Source organism: Waterburya sp., assembly GCF_058530065.1.
On sequence record NZ_JBZNBU010000172.1, the window covers coordinates 1 to 13,980 of the forward strand.

Annotated in this window: 13 protein-coding genes; 5 read left to right on the top strand and 8 right to left on the bottom strand. The window is 38.6% G+C overall.

Going from position 1 to position 13,980, the window contains the following annotated elements; translation table 11 throughout:
* Positions 1-48: 48 nt before the first annotated feature.
* The 3 genes from AC33VI_RS10935 to AC33VI_RS10945 form a co-directional block, all read right to left on the bottom strand.
* The gene (locus AC33VI_RS10935; protein WP_491782295.1) at positions 49-468 is read right to left on the bottom strand and encodes a secondary thiamine-phosphate synthase enzyme YjbQ; all 420 of its coding nucleotides are present in this window, start codon (positions 466-468) and stop codon (positions 49-51) included.
* Between the two features lie 163 nt (positions 469-631).
* The gene (locus tag AC33VI_RS10940; protein ID WP_491782296.1) at positions 632-784 is read right to left on the bottom strand and encodes a hypothetical protein; all 153 of its coding nucleotides are present in this window, start codon (positions 782-784) and stop codon (positions 632-634) included.
* A 51-nt stretch (positions 785-835) separates the two neighbouring features.
* Positions 836-1,525: a riboflavin synthase gene (locus AC33VI_RS10945; RefSeq protein WP_491782297.1), complete on the bottom strand. Its 690-nt coding sequence runs from the start codon at positions 1,523-1,525 to the stop codon at positions 836-838.
* 254 nt (positions 1,526-1,779) lie between these two features.
* Here AC33VI_RS10945 and AC33VI_RS10950 point away from each other — a divergent pair, with 254 nt between their 5' ends.
* Together AC33VI_RS10950 and AC33VI_RS10955 are read left to right on the top strand one after the other, a co-directional pair.
* Positions 1,780-2,280: a bifunctional nuclease family protein gene (locus tag AC33VI_RS10950; protein WP_491782298.1), complete on the top strand. Its 501-nt coding sequence runs from the start codon at positions 1,780-1,782 to the stop codon at positions 2,278-2,280.
* A gap of 35 nt (positions 2,281-2,315) precedes the next feature.
* Positions 2,316-3,443: an aldo/keto reductase gene (locus AC33VI_RS10955; protein WP_491782299.1), complete on the top strand. Its 1,128-nt coding sequence runs from the start codon at positions 2,316-2,318 to the stop codon at positions 3,441-3,443.
* Between the two features lie 180 nt (positions 3,444-3,623).
* Here the strand turns inward: AC33VI_RS10955 and AC33VI_RS10960 are convergent, their stop codons facing one another.
* A complete protein-coding gene (locus tag AC33VI_RS10960; RefSeq protein WP_491782300.1) occupies positions 3,624-5,078 on the bottom strand; it encodes a Ni/Fe hydrogenase subunit alpha in 1,455 nt (484 codons plus the stop codon).
* A 324-nt stretch (positions 5,079-5,402) separates the two neighbouring features.
* On the opposite strand from AC33VI_RS10960, the gene hoxU reads away from it, so the two are divergent.
* Both hoxU and AC33VI_RS10970 read left to right on the top strand, forming a co-directional pair.
* Positions 5,403-6,122 carry a bidirectional hydrogenase complex protein HoxU gene (gene hoxU / locus AC33VI_RS10965; RefSeq protein WP_491782301.1) on the top strand — a complete coding sequence of 240 codons (720 nt, stop codon included), beginning with the start codon at positions 5,403-5,405 and terminating at the stop codon, positions 6,120-6,122.
* Between the two features lie 163 nt (positions 6,123-6,285).
* A complete protein-coding gene (locus AC33VI_RS10970; protein WP_491782302.1) occupies positions 6,286-6,828 on the top strand; it encodes an NADH-quinone oxidoreductase subunit B family protein in 543 nt (180 codons plus the stop codon).
* 39 nt (positions 6,829-6,867) lie between these two features.
* Here AC33VI_RS10970 and AC33VI_RS10975 read toward each other — a convergent pair whose 3' ends face one another.
* The 3 genes from AC33VI_RS10975 to AC33VI_RS10985 form a co-directional block, all read right to left on the bottom strand.
* Positions 6,868-8,265: a 2-succinylbenzoate--CoA ligase gene (locus AC33VI_RS10975; RefSeq protein WP_491782303.1), complete on the bottom strand. Its 1,398-nt coding sequence runs from the start codon at positions 8,263-8,265 to the stop codon at positions 6,868-6,870.
* Positions 8,266-8,504: 239 nt separating this feature from the next.
* Positions 8,505-9,569, bottom strand: a complete 1,065-nt coding sequence (locus AC33VI_RS10980) for an acyltransferase family protein (protein ID WP_491782304.1) — start codon at positions 9,567-9,569, stop codon at positions 8,505-8,507.
* A 455-nt stretch (positions 9,570-10,024) separates the two neighbouring features.
* On the bottom strand, positions 10,025-11,305 hold the full coding sequence (locus tag AC33VI_RS10985) for a TldD/PmbA family protein (protein WP_491782305.1): 1,281 nt from the start codon (positions 11,303-11,305) through the stop codon (positions 10,025-10,027).
* A gap of 227 nt (positions 11,306-11,532) precedes the next feature.
* Here AC33VI_RS10985 and argS point away from each other — a divergent pair, with 227 nt between their 5' ends.
* Positions 11,533-13,290 carry an arginine--tRNA ligase gene (gene argS, locus AC33VI_RS10990; RefSeq protein ID WP_491782306.1) on the top strand — a complete coding sequence of 586 codons (1,758 nt, stop codon included), beginning with the start codon at positions 11,533-11,535 and terminating at the stop codon, positions 13,288-13,290.
* Positions 13,291-13,499: 209 nt separating this feature from the next.
* On the opposite strand, the gene AC33VI_RS10995 is transcribed toward argS, so the two are convergent.
* A complete protein-coding gene (locus tag AC33VI_RS10995) occupies positions 13,500-13,727 on the bottom strand; it encodes a type II toxin-antitoxin system HicB family antitoxin (RefSeq protein WP_491782307.1) in 228 nt (75 codons plus the stop codon).
* Positions 13,728-13,980 lie beyond the last annotated feature (253 nt).

Sequence of the window (13,980 nt, forward strand, 5' to 3'; positions counted from 1 at the left end):
TTAGTTGTTAATAGTCTCAATCCGTTATAGGTTATTAGGTTAACAGAATCAGTCTCCACTGACATGAACGATGATTTCCCGTTGATGGCTGCGCTGGCGATGTTCCCAAAGATATATACCTTGCCAAGTACCTAAAACTAGGTTTCCCCCAGAAATAGGAATATGTTCTGATGTATGAGTCAAAGCAGAGCGAATATGAGCGGGCATATCGTCCAAACCTTCAGTACTGTGGACGTAACGATGGGGATCTTCTGGGACGAGTTGGGCAAAGAAATTTTCCAAATCAACCAATACATCGGGATCGGCATTTTCTTGAATTAATAACGATGCCGAAGTATGGCGCACAAATACCGTACACAAGCCAGTTGCGATCGCCGATTGGGATACTGCCTGTTCCACTTGGCGAGTAATTTTGTGTAAAGACTTGCCTGTAGTTTTAATTTTTAAAGCAATTTGATGGTGTTTCATATGTCACGCCTAATGTTAATTAGCTTGGCTTTCCAGGTGATTGGCTCGTAATTAGTAGTTAGTAGTTAGTAGTTAGTAGTTAGTAGGTAACAGGTAGCTTCGCTATTTGCGTCGATCTATCTCCTTGTCACCCAGCCTCCTAGTCTCCCCGTCTGGTTACAGGTTATGGGTTATCAGTGCGATCGCTTTTTCCCGTACCTTCGCAATAGGAACAGGTTTCGGTACGTTGGATCTCTCCCGCACAATCTCTAATTTCTGTATAGCCTTTACCCTCGCACTGGTAGCAAGATTGTTTTTTAGTTTTATTTTGTGTCATTACTCCTGTACGGACGTTTCATGAAACGTCCCTTCATTACTTATTAATTAGTTAAACGTATCCGTGTTCGCTCAAAAAAGACATACCAATATCTTCCTGATGTCGATCGCTTGGCAGACGATGAGAGATCAGGCGATCGACGTATTTACCTAAAATATCGCTTTCCAGGTTAACTAAATTACCCGCTTGTAAATAGCTCAAATTAGTTTCAGCATAAGTATGAGGAATCACCGCAGCGGAAAACCAACTGCTATCTGGAGCGCATTCAGCAATAGTTAAACTAATACCGTTAACAGCAATACTACCCTTGGAAACCAAATAACGACCGATGCGATCGTGCCACTGTTCTTTCATTCCCGTCGGGATGCCAAAACGAATCTCCCAAGAAGTAGCCGTAGAGACAGCTTCGAGTAAGCAGCCAATACCGTCAATATGTCCCGTAACAAAATGTCCGCCAATTTTACTTCCCACTCGTAACGACGTTTCCAGGTTGACGTATTTAGCAGCGCGATCGCGAGCTCCTAAAATAGTGCGATCGAGAGTTTCGGGGGAAGCAGTAGCAATAAAACCACTTTCTAAAATGGTTTCGACCGTAAGACATACTCCATCTACCGCTACACTGTCACCGATCGCCAAATCGGACAAAATTTGCTTTTTACGATCACCCAGGATAGAAATTTCAAAAGCTGACTGACTATAACTCTCGATTGACCCCAAACATTCTACTAATCCTGTAAACATTTATTGTAAATAATGTAACTTTAGATAACTTAACTATGAAATTTTCCCGAACACTACGGGCAACAGAAAAAAACTGAGGCATACTATGACTAAACATTAGCATTTAGAACGCTCCGTTCTAATTTTGTGACCTAAAATTCAGGTTGCACTAAAAAAACCTATCTAACTTTAAAGATAGATATATTGTAAATCTTGCAGTCTATCTTTAAGTTGTTGCTCCTAACTTTTACCTAATTATCTCAGAGGCTATAGATATGATTGAAATGAAAGTGGCGGGCATTGTCTTAAATGCTGCTAGTCGAAGCCCGATGATCTTACTCAAAGACAGATCGGAGCGTCGCGCTTTACCAATTTTTATCGGACAAGATCAAGCCGATGCTATTATCAAAGCTTTAGAGGGCAATCGTCCATCTCGCCCTTTGACTCACGACTTGATTGCCAATCTTTTGGATGATTGCGATATTACTTTAGAGAAGGTGATTATTCATTCTCTAACCGATGATATCTTCTATGCGGTGTTATGTGTAGAAGTAAGGGGAGTCAAAAAGGAAATTGATTGTCGTCCCAGCGATGCTGTGGCGATCGCACTGCGGACTGATAGTCCAGTTTGGGTCTTAGAAGAAGTGATTGCAGATGCTTCTATTCCTGTAGATCGAGATGCAGACGATGCGGAAAGACAAGCCTTTAAGCAGTTTGTTTCTAGTTTGAGTCCAGAAGCTTTAATCAACAAAAGCGGTTATAAGGAACAATATTGATCCTGTTTGCAAGCGAGTCACTTATTTGAAAAATAATGCGTCAAAGACGGTTTGGCAAAACTGGTTTGAATTTATCAGTGTTTTCTTTGGGGACAATGCGCTGTTTGGCTTCTCCCCAAACCAGCCGTCAAACTATTGCTCGGGCAATTTCTTTAGGTATCAATCATCTAGAGACTGCGAAGGGTTACGGACAAAGCGAGAGCTACCTAGGACAAGCATTACGAGATTTAGCTATTCCTCGCGACAAGATTTATCTGACGACTAAACTATCTCCCACCCCAGATCCCCAAGAAATGAGGGATTGGATCGATCGCTCTCTAGCTAGATTGCAAGTAGATTATATTGATTGCTTGGCAATTCACGGGGTTAATACTTGGCAGCATTTAGAATTGGTTACTAATCCCCAAGGTTGTCTGCAGGCAATTAACCAAGCGATCGCTCTAGGAAAAATAAGACATTTGGGCTTTTCCACCCACGGCAGCCTAGATTTAATTTTGGCAGCAATTAAAACAGATTTATTTGAATTTATCAATCTCCACTACTATTATTTTTTTCAGCGCAATCATCCTGCGATCGCTCTGGCAGCAGCAAAAGATATGGGAATATTTATTATTTCTCCTGCCGATAAAGGAGGCAAGTTATACACCCCTCCCGCCAAGCTCCAGCAATTATGCAGTCCTGTTAGTCCTCTAGAACTAAACTATCGTTTTCTTTTGAGCGATCGCCGTATTACTACCTTAAGCGTTGGTGCAGCTACCCCCGAAGAATTAACTGCTCCCCTCCAAGTAGCCGATGCGGACTATCCCCTAACTGAAGCCGAAAAACAAGCATTCTCCAATCTAGAAACAGAACTAGAAACCAGTTTGGCTACAGATCTTTGTCGTCAATGCGATCGCTGTCTTCCTTGCCCCGAAAATATTAATATCCCCGAAATATTGAGATTGCGGAATCTAACCATTGCCTATGACATGGAAGACTACGGCAAATATCGCTATGGAATGCTAGAAAATGCAGGACATTGGTTTCCAGGTAAAAAAGGCAATAAATGTACCGACTGTGGCGATTGTTTGCCTCGGTGTCCCGAAAATTTAGCCATTCCGACTTTACTTCGAGATACTCACCAGAGGCTCAAAGGGAAACAACGTCGTCGGTTATGGGGATGACTGGGTAACTGCCTTAAAGAATTAGCTCCGCTATGCTACGCGTCGGTGACTAGTTGATATTAAGTACCTAAGCAGAATTATTTGTATATTCCATATTTTCCTAACCCCTAACCCCTAACCCCTAAACCCAATCTCAACTATCCAATTAATTTTGCACAACTACTTACCTTCTGCCTTCGTTCAAGGATTTTGCCAAGCACTATCGAGCAGATTTTCATTAGTATCGAATAATTGAATGTGTAGTGGCATTTGCCCTACTGCATGAGTAGAACAACTTAAGCAAGGATCGAAAGCTCTAATTCCAGCTTCAACGCGATTGAGCATTCCTTCAGGAATTTTAGTTCCCTGAATAAAGTGTCTGGCAATTTGCGCCACAGTACGATTCATCGCCAGGTTATTCTGTCCAGTGGCAATAATCAAATTTACCTTTTTAATTAAGCCATTTTCATCTACCTGATAGTGATGAAATAAAGTACCTCTGGGGGCTTCGCTGACTCCAATACCTTCAAGCTGATTGATACCTGCTTTAGCTCTGAGGCGATCGCTATACAAATCTGTATCTTCTAACAAGATTTCAATTTGTTCGATACAGACAAGAATTTCAATTAGTCGCGCATAGTGATAGAAAAAAGATGAATTTACCGTACCTTTGCCCCGTTCTCTAAACTCTTTTAATTCGCGATCGCCCAACGGCGTACCGATATGACTACAGATATTCAATCTAGCTAGTGGACCAACTCGATAGATCCCACTTTGTAAACTGCAAAAATCTCCTTTAGCGGGATAACCTAAAGGACGATAATAGGGAAACTTTAAATACGACCAGGGTTCGACGGCTTCGGCTATAAACTCCTGATAACTTGTAGGGTTTAAGCGATCGGCAATAATGTTTCCCGCACTATCTACAAAGCGAATCTTGCCCCCGTAATGTTCCCATTCTCCATTTTGACCTACCAACCCCATAAATAAACTGGGAAAGTTACCAAAGGTTTGGGCTTCTATTTCGTGTTTATCAAGCAAGCTTTTAAATTTATCTAGAGCATCGAGAATAGTCGATTTAACTTCAGTCAGGCGATCTCTAATCTGCCTTTTTCCTGACTCAGATAAACAGTTGCGAACTCCTCCTGGTACAGCCCAAGAAGGATGTATCTTTTTACCCCCTAATAGTTCGATAATTTCCTGTCCAAATTGACGCAGACGAATACCACCACGAGCGAGTTCTGGTTCGGCAGCAATCAAGCCGAATACATTACGGGAGGCGGGATCGCTATCCATACCGAGTAATAAATCTGGCGCACTAAGATGGAAAAAACTGAGGGCATGGGATTGAATTATTTGTCCGAGGTTCATCAAACGACGCAGCTTTTCCGCAGCAGGAGGAATATCAACTGCTAAAATGCGATCCCCTGCCTTAGCAGAAGCAAGTAAATGACTGACAGGGCAAATACCACAAATACGACCTGTAATTCCTGGCATTTCCCACAAAGGACGACCTTCACAAAATTTCTCAAAGCCTCTAAATTCAGTGACGTGAAAACGGGCATCTTCTACTTGCCCCGTATCATCGAGATGAATGGTGATTTTGGCATGACCTTCAATTCTGGTGACAGGATCGATGGTGATTTTTTGGGACATTTAATTTGGTTGATTATGTGTATATTCTTAACTCCTATACAGACAAGCGGTGAGAACCTGCGGATTTTTAATCCGCTAGGGAAGGCTCACCAAGACAGTATTTCTTGTCTTTAGCTAACTTCTAAACGGTTAGTTATCTTCTGTTTCATTTTTAAAATAAAGCGATAAATTGAAGAAGTTGTGAGGAACTTTGGTTGGCAACTAAGTGGTTGCTTAGAGTCTATCTTCAACTAACAACTAACGACTAATAACTAACCAACCTCACAACATTCTCAAACTCTCCCCTTATAAGGAGAATGTAGACAATTAGTAAGGTTTAATATAGTGGCAGTTAAAACCCTAACTATTAACGATCGCCTTATCAGTGCGAGAGAATCTGAGATGATTCTTGAAGCTGCACGGGATGCGGATATTCACATTCCTACTTTATGTCATTTGGAAGGTGTATCCGATGTTGGTGCTTGTCGCTTGTGTTTGGTCGAAATTGCTGGCGAGCGGCATTTACAGCCTGCTTGTGTCACTAGAGTTGCTGAAGGTATGAAGATCCAAACTAACAGCGAACGGTTGCAGAAATACCGTCGAATGATAATCGAAATGCTCTTTGCCGAAGGCAATCATGTCTGTGCGGTATGTGTGGCTAATGGTAACTGTGAACTACAGGATTTGGCAGTCGAACTGGGGATGGAACATGTTAGCTTAACCTATCAGTTTCCCCAGCGTACTGTAGACTTATCTCACGATCGCTTTGGCATCGACCATAATCGTTGCGTTCTTTGTACCCGTTGCATTCGAGTCTGTGACGAAATTGAAGGGGCGCATACTTGGGATATGACAGGTAGGGGACATAATTCTCATGTGATTATCGATCTCAATCAGCCGTGGGGGACTTCAGATAGCTGTACCTCCTGTGGAAAGTGCCTGATGGCTTGTCCGACTGGGGCAATATTCGATCGAGGTTCGACAGTGGGAGAAATGACCAAAGAGCGATCGAAGTTGGAGTTTATTACTACTGCTAGAAAGAAAGGGGAGTGGGTTAGTGGTTAGTCATTAGTTCAAAATCTTTAGTCCAAGAATGGCAGCAGGTAGCCGAGCGCAATTACCACGCACCATTCCCAAAACTTCCCTATACCTTTGAATTTGTTGTGTGTTAACAAAATCTACTATCCACCTACCGTAAAGATAAGACGTGTCTTGTCTCTTCAAAATAATGAACAAACTTAAACTAGCAACAGTATGGCTGGGCGGATGTTCTGGCTGTCATATGTCTTTTTTAGATTTAGATGAATGGCTATTCGATTTGGCTGCCCAAGTAGAATTAGTCTACAGTCCTTTGGCAGATATCAAAGAATATCCCGAAGATGTAGATATCGTATTAGTAGAGGGAGCAGTAGCAAATGAAGACAATTTGGAATTGATTAAAACAGTGCGCGATCGCTCTAAAATTCTTGTCTCCTTTGGTGATTGTGCAGTGACGGGTAATGTTACTGCTATGCGTAATTTTTTAGGAGATGTCGAACCAGTTTTACAACGCTGTTATCTTGAAACTGCCGATATTCAAAATCAAATACCGCACGAACCAGGTATAGTACCAAAGCTATTGGATCGAGTACAGCCAGTTCAGGAAATTGTCGAAGTAGACGTTTATCTACCTGGTTGTCCACCCCATGCCAATCATATCCGCGCTGTTTTAGAAATGCTATTAGCAAGAGAAGTTCCCCATTTGACAGGGGAATTAATTCGATTCGGCTAACGATCGCCTTGTACAATTACCAACTAAAATTAGATTGACTTAAGTATTTATTGATTCTGTCACGATCGCTTTGATTTGCTGATAGTTTATTTTACCGCGATTGTTGCGAGGTAAACTAGATACAATTATCCAATGTTTGGGTTGTTTATAGTTAGCCAATTGGGTTTTTATTTGAGTTTTAATTATTTCTAAATCCGCTGAAGAATTTAATAGTACGCATACAGCAGTTACCGCTTGTCCCCAGTGGCGATCGCTCGTACCAATGACGCAGACATCTTTAACTAATTTAGTCTCTAAAATTGCTGCCTCTACTTCGGCGGGAAATACGTTTTCTCCCCCTGTAATAATTTTTTGGCTGTTCCTACCGAGGATATGTAAATAGCCTTTGGCATCAAAATAACCCAAGTCATCGGTAGTTAATAAATAAGGTTGAGGGAATAATTCGGGATAGTAACCCAGACAGAGAGATTCACCCTTTATTTTGATTATACCAGTCTTATCTTGCTGTTGAGATTCAAGGATAATTTCTGCATGAGATAACGGCACCCCATTACTATTATTTCCTGCTAAAAAGTCTTTGGGGTGGAGAATAACTACTCCAGATCCAGTTTCTGTCATGCCATAAGTCGGTGCGAGAGGAATTTGATATTTCCTAGCAGATCTTAAAAGCGATCGCGATATACTAGCTCCTCCTAATAGTACTGTTTTAAATTCTGGCAACCAAGTAGGAATAGTTTGAATTAGGGTATGTAGTTGAGTAGGAACTAAGGAAATGAAATAGTCTTGGGTATTGAAAATTGGTTTTTTTGGGGTAATTATTTTGTAGGGATAGATAGTTAATTGTCCTTGAGTTAAAAGCGATCGCATAAACTGCATTAACCCACTCACATGATATAGAGGTAGAGTACAGAAGGAATTTATTTCTAGGCAATTAAAGTATTTTTGGAATCCTCTTACCGATGCACTTAATGTATCCCAATTGTGAATCGCAAATTTAATTTTCCCCGAACTTCCTCCTGTCGGAATCATAATCAAAGATTGAGCCAGATTATCTGTTGCATTTTTGATTTTTGTTGGACAATTATCGATCGCTTGTTTGATTACTGAAGAAGCAAAAATTAAATCGGGGGCTATTAGATTTAATACCTGTTGCCATTCTTGTTGTTGCCAATGATAATCGCCTAAAAATATATTAGCTTGACTAACTATCCCTGCCATAAATGCAGCTAGAAATTCTATTGGATTGGATTCAGCAATAATTATGTTTAGCTGGCGATTGCAATTATCTTTTGAGTCGGAGATATAATTTAATTTAGTTTCTGTTAGAGAATATAACCGCGAACTATAATCTATAATTCGCTCTTCTACAGAGTTGTAGTAACTAATATTAGGTTCTCTACAATAGTTCTTTAGTATATCTAATAAAGCTATATTCATAAATGGATCTTAGACTAAATCAATTAATTATTCACGATCTATTAATAATAAAAACGATCGCCTTAAAAGTCTTCAAACCAAAAAAGCGATCGATAACTATTAATTTAATTAAGTAGGTAGACAGAATAATTTATAAGATCTAAGTAGTTAATCTTTTCCCGACACCCTAGCTTCTGACACCAAACCCCTACCATAGCTATTTTATATTTAATTACACCAACTTACTTATTTCTTATTCCTTACCAACCTATTAAGTAGCGACTTTTTTTGCCTAATACTGCTTTGATGCTAAAGGCGATCGCCATAGAGCCTAAGAGAGCTACAATAGTAGCAAGGATTAGACTGATAAAATTCCCTTGAAAATCGAGATTCAATCTCACCTCTAAGCTATATAAAGCTGTAATCAAAAAGGGATAAATAAAATAAATAGCAAAGCTCGTTTCTGCTATCTTATTCGCAACAGTAAAATTGGTATTTTCATATTTATCTAAAATCGACATAAATAGAAAACAAAGTAATATTTTTTGGAGTAAATTGACATCAGGTACTGTAATCGACCAAAAACTTTTGTGGAAGTTACCTGTTTGCTGGAAAACTAAAACTTGAATTAGCCCTAAGACAATTACCAGCAAAGCAATTATAATCTTTTTCTGATTATCTTTAAGATAAGCATAAATTTTTTTATTATTAATTGAACTCCAAATTCCTAAAAGGTATACAGGAAAAAAATAAATTAAGGAGTGCAAAGCATTAATATTTTCGATTGGTCGATGAATAATTACAGAAATAGGTAGCAGAAACCAAAATACTTCTAGAATCTTTCCAGATTGAATAATGCGATTAACTAGAGGAGAAACGGCAAATAACAGCATTGCCATGGGAATATACCAATAAGCTAGAACAATTTTACCAGTTAAGAAATACCAGATGACTGCTAAAAATGGCTGTCCTCGTAAATTATCTGGCAAGAAAACACCACCGCTACCCACAAAAACCGTCAGCAAAATAGGAATGCTAGAAGCTAGCAAATACGGTAATAAAACATACTGCGCTTTTTTGACCATAAATTTCTGATAATTAAATCTATGGTAGAAAATATGATAGTACAAGAAACCTGAAATAAATACGAAGTATACAGTACCATTCAAGCTTAAAGCATGAATAAATTTTTCAAAATTATTCGATATATCCCAGCGAGCTAAATCGTATGAATGACCTAATACAATTATAATAATTGCTAGACCTCGAAAATAATTGATAGAGTTAATAAATTTTTTTTTCTTTGGCGGAGCTTTAGTAATCATTTAGTATTTTACAGTGGGACAAATGTAAAAAGTTTTCATTTTCTTTGAATGTTACTATAAAAGTCTTATCGATTGACAAGATAATTTGTTCTTAACCAATTTTATTCAAAGTAAGTTGATAATTTATCAAAAATGAAAGCAGTCTATTTTCGACTTACATTATTTTTTACTGAAAAAAATGTATTTTAGTTAACAGTTTGCTCCAATGTATAAGAGACTGTTTGTAAACAAAAGATAAAAGCTAGGAATGACGGGGAGACGGGGAGACGGGGTGACTGGGGGAAAGTATTCCTGATTTATTCAAAGAGTGCGATCTTTGCGATTCACTCTTTAAAACAAAGGTAGGGCGCATCCATTATTGTTATTTAATATTTCTTTTACAAACAGTCTCTAAAATATTTTTAACTCAATCAATTGGATTTCATCTAAAAATTAACCATCAACCATCAACAATTCTAGCCAATAACTGAAATACCATTAACAATTAAAGAGGGAGTCCTACAAGAGCCACTCCAAATAAAATCATTGCCTAAAAGAAGATCTCGGTTGAGAATTTCATAGACATTACCTGCGATCGCCGTATCTTTAATGCGACCGATTATTTCACCTTTTTCTACTCGATAACCCAAATCGACGTTAACAGAAAAGTCTCCACTAATATCAGCACCACCACCTAATAATTGGTCTACAATAATTCCCCGATCTAATTGACTGACTAACCGATCAAAAGTTATCTCGCCAGAATTAACAATTAAATTAACCAAAGAAGGAGATGGATAGCTATCCAAACCAGGACGAAACCCATTACCAGTAGGCTCAATTTTTAACTCTCTAGCAACAGTGCGATCGCTATAAAATTGCTTTAAAATTCCCTTATCTATTAGCTCTAGTTCTTGGGTTAGCATCCCTTCATCATCAAAAGGACAGTCATAAGGCGGTATATTGGGGTCTTGCTTTAAACTAATATTATTAGCAATAACTAACTCTTGCTGTCGATCGCTCCAAGGAGAAGATTTTTCTTTAACTCGTTTTCCATTCAAGGCAGCAGACACAGTATTCCACAATAAAGTTGCAGCATTGTTTGTTAATAAGACAGGTACTTTTCCTACGGGTGGAGTTATATTTTTATTTGCCCAATCCAAGCGTTTAATTATTTGTTCGATGATAAAATCAAGGTCGAGCTTATCTTTAGTATATTCTCCATTATAAATCCCTAAAAAATCTTCTCCCCTAACTAATTCTGCTCCGAGATAATAACTCAATGCCGACTCTTTATAGTGACAAAATAATCCCTGAGAATTAATTAAAGTTGTCATTTCTGTCTCCGACTCCAATTCTGTCGAACAAATTAGTTCGGGGTATGCTTCTCTCAAGCGGTTTATGGCTTCTTTTCCCAGATCGATTAATTCTGTTACCGTAGCCGTCGCACCGCCCAAATCTTTCGCGATCTTGCGCGAAGTCCCTAATTCAATTTCTTCAGGCTCGTTCAGTTTTGCCAGAGCTACCGCTTTTTCCACTAATAAATCGGGGTCGATTTTGCCATAGGCTACCGCTACTCCAGGACGATTGTCACGCCATAATCTTAATGCCGTACCCACTGATTGAGAACTTTCTAATTGCTTGAGACGATTTCCTTCAAAAAAGACTGGTTGTGACTGGGATGTCACTTGATAGACTTCTGCATGACTGGCTTGCTCGGTCGCTAAATCTAATAAAGATGCTAATTCTGAATTCATTTTCTTATTATAGAGTTATCCTTTCCGCAAAAATGTCTCAATTGATGGTAGATTGATTATTCTATAAATAAGTAATAAGTTTATTTAAACAACTGGCGATCGCAATGCACGAATTATTCTACAATTTTCGACGCTTTCTCTTCATTTTGCCTCGAATACGATGCAGCTAATATTGCCGCGCTTAAATAAGAACCAAAAACTAAGAACTAAAAACTAATAACTCATAAATGGCTTCTATTTTAGAACAACTCAAACAGTCAGTCAGTCAAGCTCTAGTGACTGCTTTTGGCGCAGAATACGCCGAGAAAGATCCTTTGGTAGCTCCCACCAATAATCCTAAATTTGGCGATTATCAGTCCAATGTAGCCTTATCCTTAGCCAAACCCTTAAAACAAAATCCCAGAGCGATCGCTCAATCAATTATCGATAATCTTGAAATTGATAATCTTTGCGAACCTCCCACGATCGCAGGGCCTGGATTTATCAATTTTATGGTAAAGTCAGAATATGTTGGGCAACTGCTGCAAAAAATTCAACCAGACCCCAGGTTGGGTATCGCCAAAGTCAAATACGCAGATAAAGTAGTAGTAGATTTTTCTAGTCCGAATATCGCGAAAGAAATGCACGTGGGACATTTACGTTCTACTATTATCGGTGATGCGATCGCTCGTATTTTAGAATTTCGGGGTTATGAAGTATTGCGTCTCAATCATGTAGGCGACTGGGGTACTCAATTTGGTATGTTAATTGCTTATTTGAGAGAAGCCTATCCCGAAGCTCTAACTACCGCCGATGTTTTGGATATTGGCGACTTGGTATCTTTATACAAACAGGCTAAGGTGCGTTTTGATGAAGATGAAGAATTCAAACAAACTGCTAGAGAAGAAGTAGTCAAATTACAAGCGGGTGCAGAGGATAGTCGTCACGCTTGGAAGCTATTATGCGATCAATCTCGGAGAGAGTTTCAAGTAATTTATGACTTGCTCGATATTAAATTACAAGAGAGAGGAGAATCTTTTTACAATCCCTTCCTTGGGGATATTGTGAGCGAATTAGACGACAATGAATTAATAGAAGCAAGCGAAGGAGCAAAAGTAGTTTTCCTCGATGGCTTTACTAACAAAGATGGCGATCCTCTGCCTTTAATCGTCCAAAAAAGCGATGGTGGGTTTAATTACGCCACTACAGATTTAGCTGCCCTAAAATATCGGGTAAAAGAAGACGGTGCAAAAAGAATTATCTATGTTACTGATTCTGGACAAGCTGGACATTTTGCAGGAGTATTTCAAGTAGCCAGAAAAGCTGGTATCTTACCTGACAACGTAGAGACAGTTCATGTACCTTTCGGTTTAGTACAAGGAAAAGATGGCAAAAGATTAAAAACTCGTTCTGGAGCAACAATTAAGCTTAAAGACTTATTAGATGAAGCAGTAATAAGAGCTAAAAAAGATCTTGAAGCTCGATTAGAAATAGAAGAAAGAACAGAAACAGAAGAGTTTATCGATCGCACATCTCAAGTCGTTGGTTTGAGTGCGGTCAAATATGCCGATCTCAGTCAAAATCGTACCTCAGATTATATATTTGACTTTGATAAAATGCTCGGACTTAAAGGTAATACCGCACCCTATTTACTATATGCCTATGTGCGTCCTCAAGGTATTAGTAGAAAAGGCAATATTGACTTTTCTAATTTAGATAGCGACACCAAAATAGTTTTATCCGAACCAGCAGAATTGACATTGGCAAAACATATATTGCAGTTTGAAGATGTAATAAAAGAAGTTGAATCTAGTTTATTGCCCAATCGTATTTGTTTATATCTATTTGAATTGAGCCAAAAATTCAATCAATTCTACGAACAATGCTCTATATTAGATGCTGAAGAACCACAGAGAACCTCTCGTTTGGTCTTAGCTGGCTTAACCGCCCGTACTATTAAATTAGGCTTGTCTTTATTAGGCATTGAGGTATTGGAAAGAATGTAATTTTAAATAGCTGCGATCCTCAAGATTAGTTTTATCTTTTAGTTTCTAGTTTTTAGTTTTTAGTTTAGTTTTTAGTTTTGTCTAGCTACTAGAAACGCGATCTCGTTCAAGACTTCGACTCCTTGATTCTTCTTCAATCAGGTATGTTGAAGACTATATCTGATTGGAACTAATAACTAGTAACTAATAACTGGGCGCAGCCCTTTATTTTAGGAAGCTGGCATTTCAAGTTGAATGTCAATATAACCTAGCTGGGCTTTGGTAGCGGGTATTGGCTGGTTACTTGCTTTTAAATTTTCCAAGTGAGACACTAAAGCTTGAGTCAATTGTTGCTGAACTTCTTCAATAGTTTTAGCTGTAGCTACACAACCAGGAAAATCGGGACAATAGGCAGCGTAGCTATATTTGCCTTGTTCGATGACAATAGGATAACGCATAAGTGTCAATTAGACGTGATGTTTGCTTGTTGTTTCGATGTTATTAAATATATCGATTGTTGATATGTTCAATAGTTAGTCAGAAACAGTCACTAAGAAATAAGACAAATTTAAGGAAAGCTTAATAGGCTGAAATTTACTGCGCTTTTCACATGGGTAGACCACATAATTAAACTTTAAAAACTAAGAACTAAGAACTAAAAACTAAAAACTACGAACTAGTAAATTTTCCCAGAGAGCTATTCAACTGAAA

Excerpts from the sequence above, each read along its gene's own strand:
- AC33VI_RS10960 (WP_491782300.1), bottom strand. The coding sequence starts at position 5,078 with ATGTCCCAAAAAATCACCATCGATCCTGTCACCAGAATTGAAGGTCAT.
- AC33VI_RS10955 (WP_491782299.1), top strand. The coding sequence starts at position 2,316 with ATGCGTCAAAGACGGTTTGGCAAAACTGGTTTGAATTTATCAGTGTTT.
- AC33VI_RS10980 (WP_491782304.1), bottom strand. The coding sequence starts at position 9,569 with ATGATTACTAAAGCTCCGCCAAAGAAAAAAAAATTTATTAACTCTATC.
- AC33VI_RS10940 (WP_491782296.1), bottom strand. The coding sequence starts at position 784 with ATGACACAAAATAAAACTAAAAAACAATCTTGCTACCAGTGCGAGGGT.
- argS (WP_491782306.1), top strand. The coding sequence starts at position 11,533 with ATGGCTTCTATTTTAGAACAACTCAAACAGTCAGTCAGTCAAGCTCTA.
- AC33VI_RS10995 (WP_491782307.1), bottom strand. The coding sequence starts at position 13,727 with ATGCGTTATCCTATTGTCATCGAACAAGGCAAATATAGCTACGCTGCC.
- AC33VI_RS10935 (WP_491782295.1), bottom strand. The coding sequence starts at position 468 with ATGAAACACCATCAAATTGCTTTAAAAATTAAAACTACAGGCAAGTCT.
- AC33VI_RS10975 (WP_491782303.1), bottom strand. The coding sequence starts at position 8,265 with ATGAATATAGCTTTATTAGATATACTAAAGAACTATTGTAGAGAACCT.
- AC33VI_RS10950 (WP_491782298.1), top strand. The coding sequence starts at position 1,780 with ATGATTGAAATGAAAGTGGCGGGCATTGTCTTAAATGCTGCTAGTCGA.
- AC33VI_RS10945 (WP_491782297.1), bottom strand. The coding sequence starts at position 1,525 with ATGTTTACAGGATTAGTAGAATGTTTGGGGTCAATCGAGAGTTATAGT.
- AC33VI_RS10985 (WP_491782305.1), bottom strand. The coding sequence starts at position 11,305 with ATGAATTCAGAATTAGCATCTTTATTAGATTTAGCGACCGAGCAAGCC.
- AC33VI_RS10970 (WP_491782302.1), top strand. The coding sequence starts at position 6,286 with ATGAACAAACTTAAACTAGCAACAGTATGGCTGGGCGGATGTTCTGGC.